This window comes from Ideonella sp. (assembly GCF_044358605.1).
Classification (GTDB): Bacteria; Pseudomonadota; Gammaproteobacteria; order Burkholderiales; family Burkholderiaceae_C; genus Ideonella.
The window spans coordinates 24,849-43,116 of the sequence record NZ_JBIKNQ010000027.1 but is presented as its reverse complement, the minus strand read 5'-3'; the positions used below and the strand labels follow the sequence as shown (position 1 = coordinate 43,116).

Here is an 18,268-nt window from a genome sequence, read left to right as displayed (position 1 = left end):
AACGGAGGCCCGATTCTCCCTGCTGCGATGGGCCGTCAGCATCAGGGGATTCGATAGCGAGTTTTGGGGGAATACCCCTAAGGGTTGAGGAGGGCTTTGAGCACGATGTCGCGGGCCATCTCGGCGGCGACCTCGGCCAAAAAGCGCTCAAAATCCACATGGGCTTGATCGTCTGCGCGGTCGGACACCGTGCGCAGCACTGCAAAGGGGCGGTCAAAGTCGGCACAGACCTGGGCCACTGCGGCACCCTCCATCTCCACCGCCAGCGCGTCAGGCAACAGGTTGCGCAAGGCTTGGCTCTCCGCCGTGGTGGAGACAAAGCGGTCACCGCTGATGATCAAACCTTGGTGGCAGCGTGGCGCGTGCAGGCCAAAAGCCGCCAGGCCTTGGGCCAACTCAGGCTCGGGCTGCGCCAGCACGGCGTGTGCAGCGCGCCGCAGGCGTTCGCTCCAGTGCGGGTTTGGGGCGAAGCGGTCTTTGCCCTTTCCCGGTACCACCCATCGCGGGAACAAGGGGGAGACATCCAGATCATGCTGCAGCAGGGCGTCGGCCACCACCACATCGCCCACCGTCACACCCTCCCCGAGGCCGCCCGCCACGCCGGTGAACAGTAAGGCGCAGGCCTGAAAGTGCTGGCACAGCACGGCGGCCGTGGCCGCAGCGGCCACCTTGCCAATGCCGGTGAGCGCCAGCACCACGTCTTGCCCGGCGAGCTGACCTTGGTGAAAGCGGCGCCCGGCAACGGTCGTGATCTGGTCGGTGGGCATGAGGGCCTTGAGGGCCGCCAACTCCGGCGGCATGGCCGAGACAATCGCCAGCATCAGCGGCGCTCCGTCACATAAGTGGGCAAGTCCCAGGCGCCGCCCGCAAAGCCTCGGCACCGGCCGCGGCTGTTCTCGCTCAGCAGCTCTAAGCGCTCACCCGTCCAGCCCCATTCGGCCGACGACCAGCAGTCGCCCACGCTGCGGCCTTTGGCGGCGCTGCTGACGATGCCGTCCATCAGCTCCAGCCCGACCAGCTCGTGCACGGCCTCGCTCTTTTGGCTGGTCGGAAAGCTGACCGGCTTGGGCCGGTAGGGCGGCGTGGTGGACACCAGCCAGGCCATAGATCCTCCTTGGTAGGCGGCGCGAGAGCATTCGCGCACCAAGAGCCAGGTGCGGCTGTCCAGGCGCATGGCCGTTTGGCTGGGGCTTTCGCTGTCCGGCAGGCTCTCCCAGCAACTGCGTTCGCGCACCGCGGCCCACATCAGCTTGTGCAGGCTGGCATCAGCGGCCTGGGTGCTCAATGCGGCCAGCACACGCGGCCGGGGTGCCGGCAGGGCGGGCGCCACCTCGGCCTCGGCGCGGTTGCCCGCTTTCTCAAAGCCCAGGTGGGGGGCATTGAGCATGGAGGCCACCAGTTTGGCGGAATCTTCGGCACTCAGCGTGGGCTGGCCCGCTTTGAGGCTCAACGCGCCCACCTTGAGTTGGACGGGCGGGCGGACTTCTTCGGCCGCTGATTCACCCACTTCCACCTTCCAGCTCAGGGTCAGGGGCGTGCCGGGGCCGGCGGCGCGCTCGATCAGCACGCTGGAGCGAATGGTTTGAGACTCGGCGGTGTAACCGGCAGCCCGGCAGGTGCGGGTGTTGTCACACACCAGTTGCCAGTCGCCATGAGCCCAACTGAGCTGGGCCTGGGCGCCAGCGGCGCTGGCCAGCAAGGCCAGCGCCGCCCAAGGGCGCATCGTGAACAAGCAAGAGGTCATGCGCCGATGATGCCACCGGCGCGGGCCTCTTTGGCCGGGCTTACTCGATGGCCTTGACCATGTCCTCGACCACCTTCTTGGCGTCGCCGAACACCATCATGGTCTTGTCCATGTAGAACAGCTCGTTATCCAGGCCGGCATAGCCTGCGGCCATGGAGCGCTTGTTGACGATGATGGTCTTGGCCTTGTAGGCCTCCAAGATGGGCATGCCGTAGATGGGGCTGCCCTTGGTCAGCGCAGCGGGGTTGACCACGTCATTGGCGCCCAAGATGATGGCCACATCGGCCTGGCCGAACTCGCCGTTGATGTCTTCCATCTCGAAGACCTGGTCATAGGGCACTTCGGCTTCGGCCAGCAGCACGTTCATGTGGCCGGGCATGCGGCCCGCCACCGGGTGGATGGCGTACTTGACGGTGATGCCCTTGTGCGTGAGCTTCTCGGCCAGTTCCTTCACCGCGTGTTGAGCGCGTGCCACGGCCAGGCCATAGCCGGGAACGATGACCACGGTTTCAGCATTGCCCAAGATGAAGGCCGCATCGTCGGCGCTGCCGCTCTTGACGGGCCGGGCTTCGGCCTTGCCGCCGGTGGCCGCAGCCGCATCACCACCAAAGCCACCCAAGATGACGTTGAAGAAGCTGCGGTTCATGGCCTTGCACATGATGTAGCTCAGGATGGCCCCCGAGCTGCCCACCAGCGAGCCGGCAATGATCAACATGCTGTTGTTCAGCGAGAAGCCAATGCCCGCCGCCGCCCAGCCCGAATAGCTGTTGAGCATGGACACCACCACCGGCATGTCGGCGCCGCCGATGGGAATGATGATGAGCACGCCCATCACAAAACCCAGGGCGCAGACCAAGGCAAATTGGGTGGGGGACTCGGTGAACATGAAGGCCACGACACAGTACAAGGAGGCCAGTCCCAAGACAGCATTGAGCTTATGCTGGCCGGGGAACACCACCGGCGCGCCCTGGAACAAGCGGAACTTGTACTTGCCACTGAGCTTGCCGAAGGCGATCACCGAGCCCGAGAAGGTCACTGCGCCAATGAAGGCGCCCAGCGCCAGCTCCAAGCGGTTGCCCGCAGGGATCTCACCGCCCTTGGGCGAGATTTGGAAGGCCCAGGGTTCGGCCACGGCGGCCACGGCGATGAAGACCGCCGCCAAGCCGATCATGCTGTGCATGAAGGCCACGAGTTCGGGCATCTTGGTCATCTCGACGCGCTGGGCCATCACGGCCCCAGCACCGCCGCCGACGACCAAGCCCAGCAGCACCCAAGACAGGCCGCTGGCGCTGCCCGAGAGCTTGATGATCAGCGCGGTGGTGGTGAGCACGGCGATGGTCATGCCGACCATGCCGAACACATTGCCGCGAATCGAGGTGGTGGGATGGGACAGGCCCTTCAAGGCCTGGATGAAGCAGACGCTCGCAACGAGGTACAGCAGGACAACAAGGTTCATGGACATCATGCGGCTCCTGTCCCGGCCGTGGGCTTGTCAGCGGCGGGCTTCTTGTCTTTCTTCTTGAACATCTCCAGCATGCGCCGGGTCACCAAAAAGCCCCCGAACACATTCACGGCGGCCAGGGCCACGGCCAGCACGCCGAAGGTGCGCGCAAAGGTGGTTTCGGTCAGCGCGGCGGCCAGCATGGCGCCGATGATGACGATGGCGGAGATGGCGTTGGTCACGGCCATCAGCGGGGTGTGCAGGGCGGGGGTCACCGTCCAGACTACGTGGTAGCCCACGTAGATGGCCAGCACAAAAATGATCAGGTTGATCAGGGTGGGGGATACAGCATCCATATCGGTCTCCTCGGTCTTGGGCGCGGGCTGTGGTGAATCAGGCGCGCTTGACTTGGCCGCCTTGCGTCATCAGGCAGGCGGTCACGATGTCGTCGTCGGCGGGCATCTCAAAGCGGGCGTCTTTGGTCAACACCAGCTTGAGGAAGTCCAGCACATTGCGGGCGTATAGGGCCGAGGCATCTGCCGCCACCAGGCCAGGCAAGTTGGTCTCGCCCACGAGGTGAACGCCATGCTTGGTCACGGTCTTGCCAGCCTCCGTCAGCGGGCAGTTGCCGCCCACGCCATCGGGGCCTTTGCCCGCCGCAATGTCGATGATGACCGAGCCCGGCTTCATGGCTTTGACCATGTCCTCGGTGATCAGCACCGGTGCTGCGCGGCCCGGGATCAGCGCGGTAGAGATGACCACATCGGCGGCGGCTACGCGCTTGGCCACTTCCACCTTCTGGCGGTCCAGCCAGCTTTGCGGCATGGGTCGGGCATAGCCGCCCACGCCCTCGGCGGCTTCTTTCTCTTCGGCGGTCTCGTAGGGCACGTCGATGAATTTGCCACCCAAGGACTCGACCTGCTCCTTGACGGAAGGACGAACGTCCGAGGCCTCAATCACAGCGCCCAAGCGCTTGGCGGTGGCAATGGCCTGCAAGCCCGCTACGCCCACGCCCAGAATGACCACGCGCGCGGCCTTGACCGTGCCCGCCGCCGTCATCAGCATGGGGAAGAATTTTTGATAGCGATCGGCGGCCATGATCACCGCCTTGTAGCCCGCGATATTGGCCTGGCTGGACAGCACGTCCATGCTTTGCGCGCGGGTGGTGCGCGGCGCAGCTTCGAGGGCAAAGCTGGTCAGCCCGGCAGTGGCCATCTGGCTCAAACCGTCTTTATCAAAGGGGTTGAGCATGCCCACCAGCACGGCGCCCGACTTCATCAGGGCCAGCTCATCTGCCGAGGGCCGCTGCACCTTGAGCACCAGCTCGGCCCCCAGGGCGGCGTTGCGGTCAACGATGGTGGCCCCGACGGCCTCAAAGGCCGCATCGGTGATGCTGGCGGCCACGCCCGCACCTGATTGCACCTGCACGCTGTGACCCTGGGCCACATACTTCTTGGCCGTCTCTGGGGTGACGGCAACGCGCGTTTCACCCGCCGCTGTCTCCAGCGGAACACCTATCAACATGGACTGTCTCCTCTTGGTACATCGGGCGGTTGGGCCTGGTTCAGATTGCGCCGATGCTTGACAAAGCTTAACTGCAAAGCCCGTTAAAGCAGGCACCGTGCCCGGTCGCGTTGCGCCAGGGCTGCATTCAGCGTGTTTCAACAGGCGTAACATTCGCAACCATGGGAGAAGAACGCTGGAAACCAAGCGTCACCGTGGCGGCGGTTGTTCACCGCGCGGGGCACTATCTATTGGTCGAGGAGATGACCTCCGACGGCCTGAAACTGAACAACCCGGCGGGGCATTTGGACCCGGGCGAGTCTTTGCTCGCCGGGGCCTGCCGAGAAACGCTGGAAGAAACCGCCTGCCCCTTCGTGCCAGAGGCCCTGGTGGGGGTGTACTTGGCGCGCCTGCACCGGGCTCAATCCAACGAAGACATCACCTATTTGCGCTTCGCCTTTTGCGGCGATGTAGGCGACCGCATTGCGGGGCAGGCCTTAGACCACCCCGTGGTGCGAACGCTGTGGATGAGCCTGGCCGAAGTGCGTGCGAGCGTGGACCGACACCGCAGCCCCTTGGTCTTGCAAAGCATTGAAGACCACCACGCCGGAAAGCGCTTCCCCTTGGCACTTTTGAGTACTCACCCTAGTGTGGGGCTGCTGCAAAAGTAGGCAATGGCCGGTTTGCGTTTTGCAATCCGGAATGCGCCTCCATGCCGCGTCAGTCTGCCGGGGGGTGGCTTAGGCGCTGCAACAGCGCGTCCAAGGTCTCTAGGCGCACGGGTTTGGCAATGTGCTCGTCCATGCCGCTGGCCAGGGCCATTTGGCGGTCTTCGTCGGAGGCGCAGGCCGTCAGGGCGCAGATGAAGACGCGGTGCGGCTCGGGCAAGGCGGCTTCGCGGCGGCGCAGGCCTTCGGCTACGCTCAGGCCGCTGAGACCGGGCATGTTCAAGTCCATCAGCACCAGGTCATAGTCCAGGGGCACGGGCAGCGCCAGGGCGGATTCACCGTCTTCCACCACCGACACCTCACACCCCAAATGCTCTAACTGGGCGCGGGCGACCACTTGATTGACCGGGTTGTCTTCAACCACCAAAACCCGCAGGCCGCTGCGAGGGGTGTCGCCGGCGGAAGGCAGGTGGGCGCTGGGCTGAGCCTGCGGCTCAGCGTGGGCCGCCACCTGCCCCAGCCGCACCGTGAAGCTGAACTCGCTGCCCTCGCCCAAGTGGGAGTCCAGGCACATGGTGCCTTCCATCAATTGCACCAAGTTGGCGCTGATGGCCAAGCCCAAGCCGGTGCCGCCGTGGCGCCGGGTGATGGACGCGTCGGCTTGCTGGAAGGGCTGGAAAATGCGGTCGCGGTCGGCATCTGGGATGCCGGGGCCGGTGTCGCGCACGCTGCCACGCAGCAAAAAGGGCGCGTCCATGCCGTCGCCTATTGGGGCGCCTGCCAATGTCACTGTCACTTGGCCGTGGTCGGTGAACTTGACCGCATTGCCGATCAAATTCAACAAAATTTGCCGCAGGCGCCCCGCATCCCCCATCAAGCGGGGTGGCAGATCGGGCGCCAAATGGCTGCGCAGTTGCAGGCCCTTGCGGTCGGCATCGCCTTGAAGCAGCACCATCACGTCGCGCAGCAACTCATGCACCGAGAAGGGCTCGCTTTCCAGACGCACGCGGCGGGCATCGGCCTGGGCCCAGTCCAGCAGGTCGCTGATGATGGCTTGCAGGGCGCGGGTCGAGCGGTCCATCACTTCCAGGCGCGCGCGGTCCGCCTCACTCAAGGACGAGCCCATCAGCATGAGCTGGGTCATGCCGGCCAAGCCATTGACCGGTGTGCGCAGCTCGTGGCTGACATTGGCCAGAAAGCGGGACTTCGCCTGGTTGGCTTGCTCCGCCACATCACGCGCGGCGTTTAACTCGGCGGAGCTGAGTTCCAAGCTGCGCTGTACCAGGGCCAAGTCGCGCTCCATGTCCAGGTAGGCCGTGTCCACTCTTTCGAGCAGCGCGGGTAGCCGCGCGGCCAAATGGCGCAACTCGTCCACGCTGGCCTCGGGCCCAAACTGTGCGCCCAGGGCGTCGCGGCTTGGCGCGCCCAGGGTGGCGCGCAGCTGCCGTGCCAACAGTTTGGAGGTCTTGCTGGGGTCAGACATCAGGACGCAGAGCGCTCACACAGTCCCAGAATCGTCATGGTCTGGTTGTTCAGGCTGCAGATGCTGGCTTGGTCATGGCCCAAGGGGGCGATCTCGCCATAGGAGTAAAAGCCCATCAACGCTGCATGAGCGCCGAGGCTGCCCTTCACCGCTTCCAACTCCTCTTCGACCCGCTCGCCCATCACCAGCTTGCGGCCCACGCAGCTCACCAGCAAGGCCAATTCAGCCGGGGCGGGCAAGGCTTGGTGCACGTGTTCAGCCGCGGTTTGTGCGCCGTCCACCAGCGCGTCGGTGCTGGCATACATCAGCCGCAACATGCTGTGGTGGGGCAAGTCGCCGGCCAGAGTCAGCGAGCCACTGTCTGCGTCGATGCCCAAAATGGTGCGCACCAGGCCAGTGGGCTGCAACTGCTCGTCCAGCACTTCAAAGGGAAACAGCAGTCCCGAGGCGGGGAGGTCTTTGGCATGGTCGCCGAGGTAGCGGCGATACAGCTCCAAGGCCGGTTCACCATCCAGCTCATACAGGCGCGAGCCTTCAACGCGGGTGGCCCGCCGCGCCATGCCAAAGGGCTTCCAGCCCCCGTAAGCGGCCTGACCGAAGCAGAGCTGGTCGCCATAGAGGCCGATGCCCACCACATGCTCGGCGCTGGGGCCCTCGTCGCTCAAAACCCAGGTGCGGGCAAAGGCGCCATCATCCCCCGCCAAGCCACCGGCGACCACCACCTGAGGTGGCAAGCCCGACTGCAGGCCGTCGATCAAGCAACTGCCATTGATGTTGACGCCCTGTGCCAGCACGATGACGCCACGGGGTGAGGTATCGGCCTGCGCCGTGAGGGCGCGCGCCAGTGCCTTGCCGGCTTCCTGAGAGCCTTCTAGGCCGTTCAGCGGCACGCGCACGACCTGGACTTGGGCATGCTCAAAGCGCACTGCGGTCAAGACGCCGCCGTGAGAGTGGACGGTTTCACCCTGAATCTGCCCGGCGGTAGAACACCCCGCCAGGGATGCGGTGGGCCAGGTCTCGCGCAAGGCAGCGAGCCAAGCCGCATCATGCAGCAGCGCGGCGTCGCCGAAGAGCAGCAGCAGATCGGGGGGCGCTGCCATGAGCCCGCGCAAGAGGGCGGGGTCTGGCCTGTCTTGGGGCGAAATGTTGAGTTGGGCGACTTGCATCAATACTCCTCTGCACTTTGCCCTCAATGCCGCATGATCACTCTAGCAGAGGGGAGCCGGTCAAGCATTCCTAAAATGCGGGTTACATGAACCCAAAAATCTCTCACCAACGCGTCGTGGTCGGACTCTCCGGCGGTGTCGACTCGGCTGTCTCAGCCTGGCTGCTCAAGCAGCAGGGGCACGAGGTGGTCGGCATCTTCATGAAAAACTGGGAAGACGACGACGACAGCGAGTTCTGCTCGTCCAACATCGATTTCGTAGACGCCGCAGCCGTTGCAGATGTCATCGGCATTGAGATCGAACATGTGAACTTCGCAGCCGACTACAAAGATCGGGTATTTGCGGAATTCTTGCGCGAATACGAGGCGGGGCGTACCCCCAACCCCGATGTGCTGTGCAATGCCGAGATCAAGTTCAAAGCCTTTTTGGACCATGCGTTTGCACGCGGTGCCGACAAAATTGCCACCGGCCACTATGCGCGGGTGCGGCAGCACGACGGCGCGTTTCAGTTGCTCAAAGGCCTGGACCCGCTGAAAGACCAAAGCTACTTCTTGCACCGCCTGAACCAGGCGCAACTGGCGCGCACCCTCTTTCCGGTGGGCGAGTTGCCCAAGACCGAGGTGCGGCGCCTGGCCGAAGAGATTGGCCTGCCCAATGCCAAGAAGAAGGACTCGACCGGTATCTGCTTCATCGGCGAGCGGCCCTTCAGAGAGTTCCTGAACCGCTATCTCAAGCACCAACCGGGGCCTATCGTTGACGAGCGGGGCCGCCAACTCGGCCAGCATGTGGGCCTGAGCTTCTATACCCTGGGCCAGCGCCAGGGCCTGGGCATTGGCGGCGTCAAAGAGAAGAAAGCGCCGCGCGGCGGGGGCGAGCACCAGCCCTGGTTTGTGGCGCGCAAAGACTTAGAGCGCAACGCCTTGGTGGTGGTGCAAGGCCATGACCACCCGGCGCTGCAATACCAATGGCTGGAGGCGGACAACGCCAGTTGGGTGGCGGGCGTTCCGCCCACGGCGGGCAGCTACGGCACCAAGAGCCGCTACCGCCAGGCGGACTCGCCGGGCCTGCTGAGTGCAGCGGCTGGCCCGCACTTCCGGCTGGACTTTGCGCAGGCGCAATGGGCGGTCACACCCGGCCAATCCGCCGTGCTCTATGACGGCGAGGTGTGCCTGGGCGGCGGGGTGATCAGCGCCGCCGCATGAAGGCGCGGATGGCGCCTCGGATCAGGCCCATCACCACGCCCATCAACAGGCCTTGCACCAGGCCTTTGTTGCCGATGGCGCCGCGCAGGGCGCCATTAAGCCCACCCCGTGCAGCGCCACGCGCAGCACCCCGACCTACACCACCATTGCGTCTCATAAGCCCACCAAGTTAGAGATTTCATCGGCGCTGATGGCGCCCTCGGTGCGCCCATGGGCGCCGGTTTTGCCATTGCGATAAAGGGTCAGCGGCACACTCTCTGTGCGCAGGCTCAGGAAGAGCTCGGTGTTGGCCTTGACTTTGGCCTTGGCGTCTTCCGGCAGGTTCTCGGGCACGGCCAGCGCGCCGGTGCGGGCCAGCATCTTGCTCTCGTGCTCTTCCATGGCGACGGCGGGTGTAGGCGCGGCGAGGATGGCAGCCCCCACCTCGATGGACTTGGGCCGCAGCCAGCCGACAGGGATCCAGACGATGCGCAGCTTCTTCACCAGCGGTTTGGCGTTCATCCACAACTGTGCGCAGTGCGGGCAAGCCGGGTCAAAAAACACATAAATGGTTTGCGAGGCCATCACAGGCCCGGTGGCAAAGCCATGGGCTTTGGCGGCCTTTTGGTAGGCCTCGATGTCTGCCGCTGAGCCGGTCGCGGCGACGGGGGCGGTGTTGGCCGCGTCAGAGCAGGCCATCAAGGGTAGACCCACCAAGAAGGTCAGGGCAAGGGAGCGACGCAGCATGAGCGGGCTTTCAATGGATTCAAGGGAACGAGACCGCAATGGTAGCCAAGCTTTATCAGCCTTGGTGGGCGCGTGGGCCATCACACTGGGGAGGCGTGCGAGACGCCACGGCGCTGTGCCATCTCCTGGCCTATGGTGTGCAGGTCCGCGGGGCCGACCTGCTGGCGCACCCAAGGGTAGATCACGGCGTCTTCCCAGGCAGCATGGGCCAGCAGGGCCTGCGACCACTGCGCCCATTGGGCTTGTGCGCAAGCGGCCCCTTGGGCGGGTGGCCAATGCCCTTGGCTCAGGCCCGCCAAGGCCGGGCGCGCCGCAGCCCAGGCTTGCGCCAGTTGGGCATGGTCACTCAGCACTTGCTGCGCCCAGGCCTGGGTGGCTGGGTCGGCTTGCAGCAGGGGCAGCAGGTGCAACTCTTCGTCGCGGTGGTGGTGAGGGGCGGCCAGGTCGAAGTAGCGGAGCACATCGCGAGCGGCGTCTTGGGCGGGGCGATCGGCGCCTTGGGTGTTGACATGGGCGCTGAGCCGCTCGAGCAGCGCCAAGCTGCGCCGCAAGCGCTCGTGGCAGGCCTCCAGCATGTCCAGGGGCTGGTCAAAGCCCGCGCCTGGGCTGGATTGCAGGGCGTCAAGAGCGGCACTCATGTGCTCACGATACCCCCAAATAGCAGCGCGAGCCTTGCGCCGAAACATGCCCACAATCTCACATGCGCTGGCCCCACATCACTCGTCGAGATTTTCTGGAAGGTTTGGCCCTGAGCGGCGTCTCGACAGGGCTGGCTGCCACAGGGGCCCATGCGCCGCTGCTGCGCGAAGAAGGACAAACCAACGACGCTCGCGCTACCGCCCACCACTGGCGCGACCACCCCAGCGCCTACCAGCAGCAGCCGATACAGCAGGGCGACGCGGGCGTCGAGGCCGTCGAAGACTTGGTGGTGGTGGGTGCGGGGCTGTCTGGCTTGGCGGCTGCTTGGTGGTTCCAGCAGCATGAGCGCCGCCAAGGGCGCGAGCCGCGCATCTTGCTGCTGGAGGCCGGCGAGCACCTGGGCGGCCATGCCCACCGCAATGAATTCACCAGCCGCAGCGGCCAGCGTTTGGTGGGCTATGGCGGCTCGCAATCCTTGGACAGCCCGAGCCTCTTTTCACCGGCGGTGCATGCGGTGCTGCAAGGGGTGGGCATTGACCTGACGCGCTTTGATAGCGAGTTTTTCGACCACGGCTGGCACGAGCGCCACGGTTTGAAGGGCCAAGCCCTGGTGTTTGAGCCCGGCGTGTGGCCGGTGGCCAGCCAGCCCGTGGTGCTGCCGCCGCGCCGCACCCAAGCCCAGCGTTTATGGGCCGCTGCCTTGCCCATGGCGCCGCAGGCCCAGTCCGACTTGCTGCGCCTGCTCAACAGTGTGGAAGACCTGCTGCCCCAAGCGCGCAGCCCCCGCCAGCGCCGCGACACCTTGGCGCGCATCAGCTATCGCCACTTCTTGCTGCGCGTCTGGCGCCTGCACCCGCAAGTGGCCCAGTACTTTCAGCGAGACACCGAGGCCTACTTCGGCGTGGGCATCGACCGCGTCAATGCCCTGGACGCTTGGGCCGCAGGCTTGCCCGGCTTTGCCGGGCTGGCGCTGGGCGAACAGCCCGAGCCGCGCCTCTCGCCCAGCGCGCAGCAACTGCAGCAAAGCAGCGATCGCTACATCTATCACTTCCCCGATGGCAACCACGGTGTGGCCCGGGCCTTGCTGCGCAGCCTGAACCCGGCGGTCTTGCCGGGGCAAGGGTTGGAGAGCTTGGTGGACACGCCCATCAATGGGGCCGCGTTGAGCGACCCCGCTGCCGCCGTGCGCCTGCGTTTGCGACACACCGTGGTGAAGGTCCAGCACGAGGGCCCGGTCCCCACCGCTCAGACCGTGCAGTTAGACATGCTCGATGCCCAAGGCCAGCGGCGCCAAGTGCGGGCGCGCCGCGTGGTGCTGGCCTGCTGGCACCGCGCTGTGGCGCGCATGTGCGATGAGCTGCCCCAAGCCCAGCGCCAAGCCCTGTCGGACCAGGTCAAAACGCCGCTGATCTATGCCAATGTGTTGCTGTCGAACTGGCGCCCCTTTGCCCGCGCGGGCTGGAGCGGCCTGCGCTCGGTGGGCGGCTTCTGGCCCGAGGCCAGCCTGGACTTTCCGGTCAACCTGGGCTCAGCCCGCGCCTCGCCCGGGCCGGACCACCCCATCTTGTTGCACCTGGCCAAAGTGGTGTTGCCCGTGGAGGCCCAAGGCCTGCCGCCGCGCCAACAAGCCAGCCAGGGCCGCCAGCAATTGCAAGCTTGGCGCACTGAGGACCTGCTCGCGCCCGCCATGCACTTGCTGCGCAGCGCCCTGGGGCCTTATGGCTTCCAGGACAGCGATGTCGAAGCGGTGACCTTCAACCGCTGGGCTCACGGCTATGCTTATGAATACATGCATGGCGCCGACGCCTTCTGGCCCCAGGGCCCGCTGCCCTGCGAACAGGCCCGCCAGGGCTGGGGCCGCGTGGCCATCGCCAACAGCGACGCCGGCGCCTATGCTTACGCCCACAGCGCCATCGATCAAGCCACCCGCGCCATCAGCGAGCTGCTGCCCGAGGCAGAACTGCCACGCTGGACCCAGCGCCCGGGGCCGTACCGCCCCTGAACAATGCCTGTATGGGATGAACCATGACCCCGCTTGATGTCCCCAGCCCCATCGACCTGAAAGACCCCCAGACCGCCCGCGAATGGGCCGCAGCGGCCCTTGAACGTCGACCGGCCAGGCCGGTGTTTTTTGAGGCTCACGCACAGGCTTTGAGGCAGCGCTTCCCGGGCCGCTGCCGCGTGTTAGAGCTGGCCAGCGGCCCAGGTTTCTTGGCCCAGCATGTGTTGAACGCCCTCCCCGACCTTCAGATGGTGCTGCTGGACAACTCCTCCGCCATGCACGAGCTGGCGCGGGAGCGCTTGGGCACCTTGGCGGCGCGTGCAGAGTTTGTGCTGCGCGACATGGGCCAGGCCGACGCACTGAGTGGCCTGGGGCGCATCGATGCGGTGCTGACGCATCAGGCTGTGCATGAGTTGCGGCACAAGCGCCATGCCCTGGGCTTGCATCAGCGGGTGCGCGCCTTGCTGGGCGGCCGTGGTGTCTACCTGGTCTGCGACCACTTTTGCGGCCCGGGCGGGCAGCAGAATGATCAGCTCTATATGACGGTGGACGAGCAGGCGCAGGCTCTGCGTGACGCTGGGTTCAGCCATGTGCACCTCATCCACCAAGAGCAAGGTTTGGTCTTGCACGCCGCCAGCGATGCCTGATCTCGCCAGCCTCCCCAACCTCGGCCCCGCCTCAGCACAGATGCTGCGCGCCGCAGGCCTCAGCGACGTGGCACAACTGCGCGCCTTGGGGGCCGTGCGCGCCTTTGCACAAGTGCGCCGAAGCCAGCCCCAAGCCAGCTTGAATTTGTTGTGGGCCTTGGAGGGCGCCCTCACCGGCTTGCCCTGGCAGCAGGTGGCCCGGGAGCACCGCACCAGCTTGTTGATGGCGCTGGAAGAGCATGAATATCGGTCTACCAAAGAGTCTTCTACATGACCCTCACCCCAACGCGCCTGCGCTGCCTCACCCTGCTGGTTTTGAGTGCGGCGGCATTCTCGTACGCCAGCGCGGTGCAAGCGCAATCAGCCACATCGCCTGCGCCCGCGTCCACAACCACCACCGCGCCCAGCCCCGCCAAAACCATGACCCGACCCACATTCCTCTATGTACTGCGCCTCGCCCTGAACCTGCAACAAGACAGCGCGTGGACCGACCGCGAGCGCGGCCTGGTGGGCGCACATTTTCAATACCTGAAGGCAGCCACCGAAGCGGGCCAAGTGCTGCAGGCCGGTCGCACCAACGAGCCCTTGGACAAGACCTTTGGCTTGGTGATCTTCGAGGCCGACGACGAAGCCGCCGCGCGCCGCTTCATGGAGGGTGATCCGGCGGTCAAAGCGGGGGTGATGCTGGCCACGCTGCATCCGTATGCGGTGGCGTTGAAGCGTTGAGGCCTTGGTGTAGTCCGTCGGCAGGGGACTCGGTGTGAGCGCGTCTTCCTTCCACGTCTTCAGGTTGGTGCTGGCTGGCCCTGTCGCGGGGTAGGCCCCAGGGCTCATGCGAGAGGCGGTCGGCTGCGCCGACTCCCTTGCGGTGCTCGCGCTGGGCTGGGTGCCGCACAACTCGCTCCGTTCGCTTGCGCTCACTGCACTCAAACAAGCGCGGCAAGCTAGACATTGATGCGCGCTGCGCGCGCCCCAGGCCATCCCTGCGCGCCTCAGCGCCTCTCAAATCGCCCCGGGGCCTACCCCGCGCCAGGGCGGGTGGTGAGGTGGCACGCTAAGGCCATGACTCAGTGGTATTCCCAATCACTGAGTTGGGTTTTGGCACCAGCAAGAGACCGGAAATAGAGCCGCATACGTTTCAGATGATGACGACCGTCGACTGACCCGGACACTCCATGCGATGCTCATTTGATTGCGAGCTTGACGGCCTATTCATCACGCAGCCAGCCATCTCTAACGCATTGCTCAATCCGGTGAAGCATCCAATCGTAGATCTCCGGCGCATGAAGGCGCACGGGCTCGTTCACACGTAGAAGCTGCGAGCGCGAGACGTTTTGCTCGCGCCAGTTCGCACCGCCACAGGCTAGGTTGACGACAAATGGCGTGAACCTGTCAAGGACCTTGACCCATCGACTCTCAGTCGTTACTTGGGCTTCGTACTCCTCCCACAGGTCTCGAAGCTCAGAGGCAAAGGTGCAATTATGGCCAGATAGGCGATCAACGCACTGCTGTTCAGCTTCGTGTTGATCTGGGCGCGTTGTTCCATACGCTGGCGTGTCCCCGGCGTCGATCTCACAGATATCGTGGATCAGGGACATGATCAGCGCCTTGTGGAGATCCAGACTCACTCCCAAGTCACGCGCCACCGTCAGCAGCCCGATCGCAAGATGCCAACTATGCTCCGCAGAGTTCTCGCGCCGGGAAAGATTGCTCACAAGGGCTCGCCGCTCTACGAGCTTGAGGCGCTCAATGTCGGTCAGAAACGCGACGATTGAATTGAGACGATCGTTCACATGAATCTTTGATGAGGTAGACAAGTCGGACACCCGATCACGAAGTCAAAGTTTGGAAAGTGCTCCGTAGATTCGGTGGTCCATTGAACATAGTAGACAGCCACTGCCATCTGGTCGACGGACAGGTCGCCCCAAATCGTCTTGGACCTATTTCCGCAGCAGGTACATATCCCTTCGGACTCGCTCCAAGGGGTGGCAACCAAATTCAATGCTGCACTCATAAGGAAGAACGGGAAAGGTCAATCGTCATTCGGCTGTGGCCTGCCGCACCATAGGCCGCCAGCGTACCAAATGGCAGAGGGGCTTGGGGGTGTGATGTAGCGAAGTTAAGGAGGAGGACGCGTGAGCGTCCGGGGGACATGAGCGGAATCACACCCTCAAGCCCCTCTGCACGCATCAACGCCATCAAGCGTTGAGCAGAGCCGCCAATCGAAGTGAAACCGGATCTACATCAGCACGCTGACCTCAGGAAAGGCCTTGCCCCAAAACTCCAGGCGATAGCGGCGTGCATGAGCTTGGTAATAGGGGTCAAGTTGGATCAGTTCGACGGCGCGTTCTCGGCTGCTGACTTCAAACACCCAGAGGCCGCCGGTGTAGGCGCCACCGGGCTCTTGGCGCAGGCCGCCCGCCATGGGGATTTCGCTTCGGTAACGTTCTAAAAAAGCGAGGTGCTCGGGCTCCAAGCGCTGGCGCACAGCGGCCATCTCAGGGGTGTCATCAAACACGACCATGTATCGCATGGCTGACCTTTCAAGGGGAAGAGGCGGGGCGGGCCGGTGCGTCCTCAGGCGCTGGGGCAGAGGCGCCTGAGGCGGCAGGCTCGGGCGGTGGCAGGCCCACGCTGCGCACAAAGCCGCCCTCGGCCCACTCGACATAGCGCCAGTCGTGGTCGGCGCGCATCACACCGGCGGGTGGGCTCAGCTCTTGCACAGGCACGGTTTTCAGGGCCTTCTCCATGTAGGCGATCCACACCGGCAGGGCCAGGCCGCCGCCGCTCTCGCGCTGGCCCAGGCTGCGGGGCTCGTCGTGGCCAATCCAGACGGCCGCCGCGATGCTGGGCTGGAAGCCCACAAACCAGGCGTCCACCGCGTCATTGGTGGTGCCGGTTTTGCCATAGAGATCGGGCCGTTTGAGTTGGGCTTGGGCTTTGGCGGCGGTGCCGACGCGCGTCACCTCTTGCAGCAGGCTGTTGGTGATGAAGGCGTTGCGGGCCGGGATCACGCGCACGGCGGGCTGCTCGGCGCCAGAGGCGGCGGTGGCCGCAGCGGGTGGCGGTGGCATGGGCACTTGGTAGAGCTCGGCGGGGCTGCTGGCGGCGGCCGTGGCTGCGGGTTCTGCGGTGCCGTCCGTCGAGAGTGCGGAGGAAGCTGCCGCCGTCGGTGTGTCAAGCAGCGGTGCGATGGCCGGGGCCTCCCACAGCACCTGCCCTTTGGCGTCGGTGATGCGCTCGATCACGCGGGGCGTGACGCGCCAGCCGCCGTTAGCCAGCACACCATAGGCCTGAGCCATTTGCAGCGGGGTCACGCTGCCTGCGCCCAAGGCCACCGTGAGGTTGTCGGGCTGCTTCTTGGCGTCCAGGCCAAAGCGTTCGGCCCATTGCCGCACCGGCTCCACGCCCATGTGCTGTGCCACGCGTGCGCTGACCAGGTTCTTGGACTTGGTCAGCGCAGTGCGCAGCGTCACCGGGCCGTCGGCGGAGCCGTCGGAGTTTTGAGGGTCCCAGTTGCCGACGTTCTCCAGCGGCATGTCGTTGAGCAAAGTCTCCGGCATCAGGCCTTGCTCCAGCGCGGCCGAGTACAGCAGCGGTTTGAAGCTGGAGCCGGGCTGACGCCAAGCCTGGGTCACATGGTTAAAGGGCTGGCGCTGAAAGTCAAAGCCGCCGACCAAGGCGCGGATGCGGCCGGTGTTTGGCTCCAGGGCGACAAAAGCGCCTTGCACATCGGGCCACTGGCTGACCTGCCATTGGGGCTTCTCAGGGGTGGACTTGGGCGCTTTGGCCACGCGGATGATGGCGCCGCGCTTGAGCGCAATCGCTTTGGGGGCATTGGCGGCCAGGGCGGGTTGCACCCAGCGCAAGGCGTCGCCATTCAGGCGCAGCAACTCGCCGGTGGCCAAGCGGGCTTGCACTTCCTTCGGGCTGGCTTGCATGACGATGGCCACGCGCAGGTCTTCGTCGTCGCGGTGCTCTTTGAGCAACTGGCCGGCGGCTAACTCGGCGGCGGCTTCGTCTTCGGGCAAGTCTTCGCTGTCCTCGGGGCCGCGCCAGGCTTGTTTGCGGTCGTGCTCCATCAAGGACTTGCGCAGTGCCGCATAGGCCGCTCGCTGCTCTTCGGCCACCAGGGTGGTGGTGACGGTCAGGCCGCGCTGATAAGCCGCTTCTCCAAAGCGCTCAACCACGACCAAGCGCGCCATCTCGGCCACGTACTCGGCGTGCACCGGGACGTCTAGCGCCGAGCGCAGCTTCAGCACCTCGGCGCGGGCGGCGGCGTGCTCTTCTTCGGTGATCACGCCGGTATCGCGCATGCGCATCAGCACCACGCGCTGGCGGTTTTGGGCCTTGGCAAAGTTGGTGCGTGGGTTGTGAAAGGCCGGGTTTTGCGGCAGTCCGGCCAGCATGGCGCATTCGGCAATGCTGAGCTGATCCAGGGTTTTGCCAAAGTACACCTGAGCGGCCGCCCCAAAGCCGTAAGAGCGGTGGCCCAGGTAGATCTGGTTCATGTAGAGCTCCAGGATCTGGTCCTTGCTCAGCGTCTCTTCCATCTTCAAGGCCAGCAGCGCTTCTTTGATTTTGCGCTCCAGAGTACGGCGGTTCGTCAAAAAGAAGTTGCGCGCCACCTGTTGGGTGATGGTGGACGCGCCCTGGCGCAGGCCACCGGTCAGGTTGGAGAACAGGGCGCGTGCCACGCCGCGAAAGTCAATGCCGCGGTGCTCGCGAAAGCGGCTGTCTTCGACGGCCAGTACGGCGTCTTGCAGCCGAGTGGGAATCTGCGCAATCGGCACAAAAACCCGCTTCTCGGCGCCAAAGAGCGCGATCTCCACACCGTCGCGCGTTTGCACCTTGAGCGGCAGTTGCGGGTTGTAGTCCGTCACTTTGTCCAGCGCAGGCAGTTGCGGCGTGTAGATGGCGGCCACCACGGCAATGGCCAGCACCGTCAGCAAGCCCAACAGGCCCACGGCCAGCAGCAGGGTGTTGAGCTTGCGGCGCCACAGGGGCGCAGGGGGGGCGGAAGGTGCAGGCATCCAGCAGGCTGAAG

At 65.0% G+C, this 18,268-nt stretch carries 19 protein-coding genes; 6 read left to right on the top strand and 13 right to left on the bottom strand.

All coding sequences use genetic code 11. The features are described 5' to 3' along the window. Window positions 1-77 precede the first annotated feature (77 nt). Genes ACIQ3Q_RS11315 through ACIQ3Q_RS11295 form a run of 5 tightly spaced genes read right to left on the bottom strand, consistent with a single transcriptional unit; the run spans window position 78 to window position 4,709 of the window. Window positions 78-821, bottom strand: a complete 744-nt coding sequence (locus ACIQ3Q_RS11315) for a 5'-methylthioadenosine/adenosylhomocysteine nucleosidase (RefSeq protein WP_396269183.1) — start codon at window positions 819-821, stop codon at window positions 78-80. After that, entirely contained in the window at window positions 821-1,744 is a 924-nt protein-coding gene (locus ACIQ3Q_RS11310; protein WP_396269182.1) for a DUF1176 domain-containing protein, read from the bottom strand. Before ACIQ3Q_RS11310 ends, ACIQ3Q_RS11315 begins: the two co-directional genes overlap by 1 nt. A gap of 40 nt (window positions 1,745-1,784) precedes the next feature. Continuing rightward, the gene (locus tag ACIQ3Q_RS11305) at window positions 1,785-3,206 is read right to left on the bottom strand and encodes an NAD(P)(+) transhydrogenase (Re/Si-specific) subunit beta (protein ID WP_396269181.1); all 1,422 of its coding nucleotides are present in this window, start codon (window positions 3,204-3,206) and stop codon (window positions 1,785-1,787) included. After that, window positions 3,206-3,541, bottom strand: coding sequence for an NAD(P) transhydrogenase subunit alpha (locus tag ACIQ3Q_RS11300; protein ID WP_396269180.1), 336 nt, complete (start codon window positions 3,539-3,541; stop codon window positions 3,206-3,208). Before ACIQ3Q_RS11300 ends, ACIQ3Q_RS11305 begins: the two co-directional genes overlap by 1 nt. Window positions 3,542-3,578: 37 nt before the next feature. Continuing rightward, window positions 3,579-4,709 carry an NAD(P) transhydrogenase subunit alpha gene (locus ACIQ3Q_RS11295; protein ID WP_396269179.1) on the bottom strand — a complete coding sequence of 377 codons (1,131 nt, stop codon included), beginning with the start codon at window positions 4,707-4,709 and terminating at the stop codon, window positions 3,579-3,581. A 161-nt stretch (window positions 4,710-4,870) separates the two neighbouring features. Here ACIQ3Q_RS11295 and ACIQ3Q_RS11290 point away from each other — a divergent pair, with 161 nt between their 5' ends. After that, window positions 4,871-5,359 carry an NUDIX hydrolase gene (locus ACIQ3Q_RS11290; RefSeq protein WP_396269178.1) on the top strand — a complete coding sequence of 163 codons (489 nt, stop codon included), beginning with the start codon at window positions 4,871-4,873 and terminating at the stop codon, window positions 5,357-5,359. 49 nt (window positions 5,360-5,408) lie between these two features. Here the strand turns inward: ACIQ3Q_RS11290 and ACIQ3Q_RS11285 are convergent, their stop codons facing one another. Beyond that, entirely contained in the window at window positions 5,409-6,839 is a 1,431-nt protein-coding gene (locus ACIQ3Q_RS11285) for an ATP-binding protein (RefSeq protein ID WP_396269177.1), read from the bottom strand. Further along, entirely contained in the window at window positions 6,839-8,005 is a 1,167-nt protein-coding gene (locus ACIQ3Q_RS11280; protein ID WP_396269176.1) for an FIST signal transduction protein, read from the bottom strand. The genes ACIQ3Q_RS11285 and ACIQ3Q_RS11280 overlap by 1 nt, the downstream gene beginning before the upstream one ends. Before the next feature lie 86 nt (window positions 8,006-8,091). On the opposite strand from ACIQ3Q_RS11280, the gene mnmA reads away from it, so the two are divergent. Beyond that, complete coding sequence (gene mnmA, locus ACIQ3Q_RS11275) at window positions 8,092-9,207, top strand: tRNA 2-thiouridine(34) synthase MnmA (protein ID WP_396269175.1); 1,116 nt, start codon at window positions 8,092-8,094, stop codon at window positions 9,205-9,207. Here mnmA and ACIQ3Q_RS11270 read toward each other — a convergent pair. From ACIQ3Q_RS11270 to ACIQ3Q_RS11260, 3 genes are all read right to left on the bottom strand, one after another. Beyond that, the gene (locus tag ACIQ3Q_RS11270; RefSeq protein WP_396269174.1) at window positions 9,191-9,364 is read right to left on the bottom strand and encodes a hypothetical protein; all 174 of its coding nucleotides are present in this window, start codon (window positions 9,362-9,364) and stop codon (window positions 9,191-9,193) included. The genes mnmA and ACIQ3Q_RS11270 overlap by 17 nt on opposite strands. Continuing rightward, window positions 9,361-9,933: a thioredoxin fold domain-containing protein gene (locus ACIQ3Q_RS11265; protein WP_396269173.1), complete on the bottom strand. Its 573-nt coding sequence runs from the start codon at window positions 9,931-9,933 to the stop codon at window positions 9,361-9,363. The genes ACIQ3Q_RS11270 and ACIQ3Q_RS11265 overlap by 4 nt, the downstream gene beginning before the upstream one ends. 80 nt (window positions 9,934-10,013) lie before the next feature. Beyond that, complete coding sequence (locus tag ACIQ3Q_RS11260) at window positions 10,014-10,571, bottom strand: hemerythrin domain-containing protein (RefSeq protein WP_396269172.1); 558 nt, start codon at window positions 10,569-10,571, stop codon at window positions 10,014-10,016. 62 nt (window positions 10,572-10,633) lie between these two features. Between ACIQ3Q_RS11260 and ACIQ3Q_RS11255 the strand changes: the two genes are divergently transcribed. Genes ACIQ3Q_RS11255 through ACIQ3Q_RS11240 form a run of 4 tightly spaced genes read left to right on the top strand, consistent with a single transcriptional unit; the run spans window position 10,634 to window position 13,947 of the window. Further along, window positions 10,634-12,574, top strand: coding sequence for an NAD(P)-binding protein (locus ACIQ3Q_RS11255; RefSeq protein WP_396269171.1), 1,941 nt, complete (start codon window positions 10,634-10,636; stop codon window positions 12,572-12,574). Window positions 12,575-12,597: 23 nt separating this feature from the next. After that, a complete protein-coding gene (locus ACIQ3Q_RS11250; RefSeq protein WP_396269170.1) occupies window positions 12,598-13,221 on the top strand; it encodes a class I SAM-dependent methyltransferase in 624 nt (207 codons plus the stop codon). After that, on the top strand, window positions 13,214-13,495 hold the full coding sequence (locus ACIQ3Q_RS11245; RefSeq protein WP_396269169.1) for a TfoX/Sxy family protein: 282 nt from the start codon (window positions 13,214-13,216) through the stop codon (window positions 13,493-13,495). Before ACIQ3Q_RS11250 ends, ACIQ3Q_RS11245 begins: the two co-directional genes overlap by 8 nt. Then, on the top strand, window positions 13,492-13,947 hold the full coding sequence (locus ACIQ3Q_RS11240; protein WP_396269168.1) for a YciI family protein: 456 nt from the start codon (window positions 13,492-13,494) through the stop codon (window positions 13,945-13,947). The genes ACIQ3Q_RS11245 and ACIQ3Q_RS11240 overlap by 4 nt, the downstream gene beginning before the upstream one ends. A 482-nt stretch (window positions 13,948-14,429) precedes the next feature. On the opposite strand, the gene ACIQ3Q_RS11235 is transcribed toward ACIQ3Q_RS11240, so the two are convergent. The 3 genes from ACIQ3Q_RS11235 to ACIQ3Q_RS11225 all read right to left on the bottom strand — a co-directional run bounded on the left by ACIQ3Q_RS11235 (window position 14,430) and on the right by ACIQ3Q_RS11225 (window position 18,254). Next, window positions 14,430-15,047, bottom strand: coding sequence for an HD family hydrolase (locus ACIQ3Q_RS11235; protein WP_396269167.1), 618 nt, complete (start codon window positions 15,045-15,047; stop codon window positions 14,430-14,432). Window positions 15,048-15,460: 413 nt separating this feature from the next. Next, entirely contained in the window at window positions 15,461-15,754 is a 294-nt protein-coding gene (locus ACIQ3Q_RS11230) for a YciI family protein (RefSeq protein WP_396269166.1), read from the bottom strand. 10 nt (window positions 15,755-15,764) lie between these two features. Beyond that, window positions 15,765-18,254 carry a PBP1A family penicillin-binding protein gene (locus tag ACIQ3Q_RS11225; RefSeq protein WP_396269165.1) on the bottom strand — a complete coding sequence of 830 codons (2,490 nt, stop codon included), beginning with the start codon at window positions 18,252-18,254 and terminating at the stop codon, window positions 15,765-15,767. Window positions 18,255-18,268 lie beyond the last annotated feature (14 nt).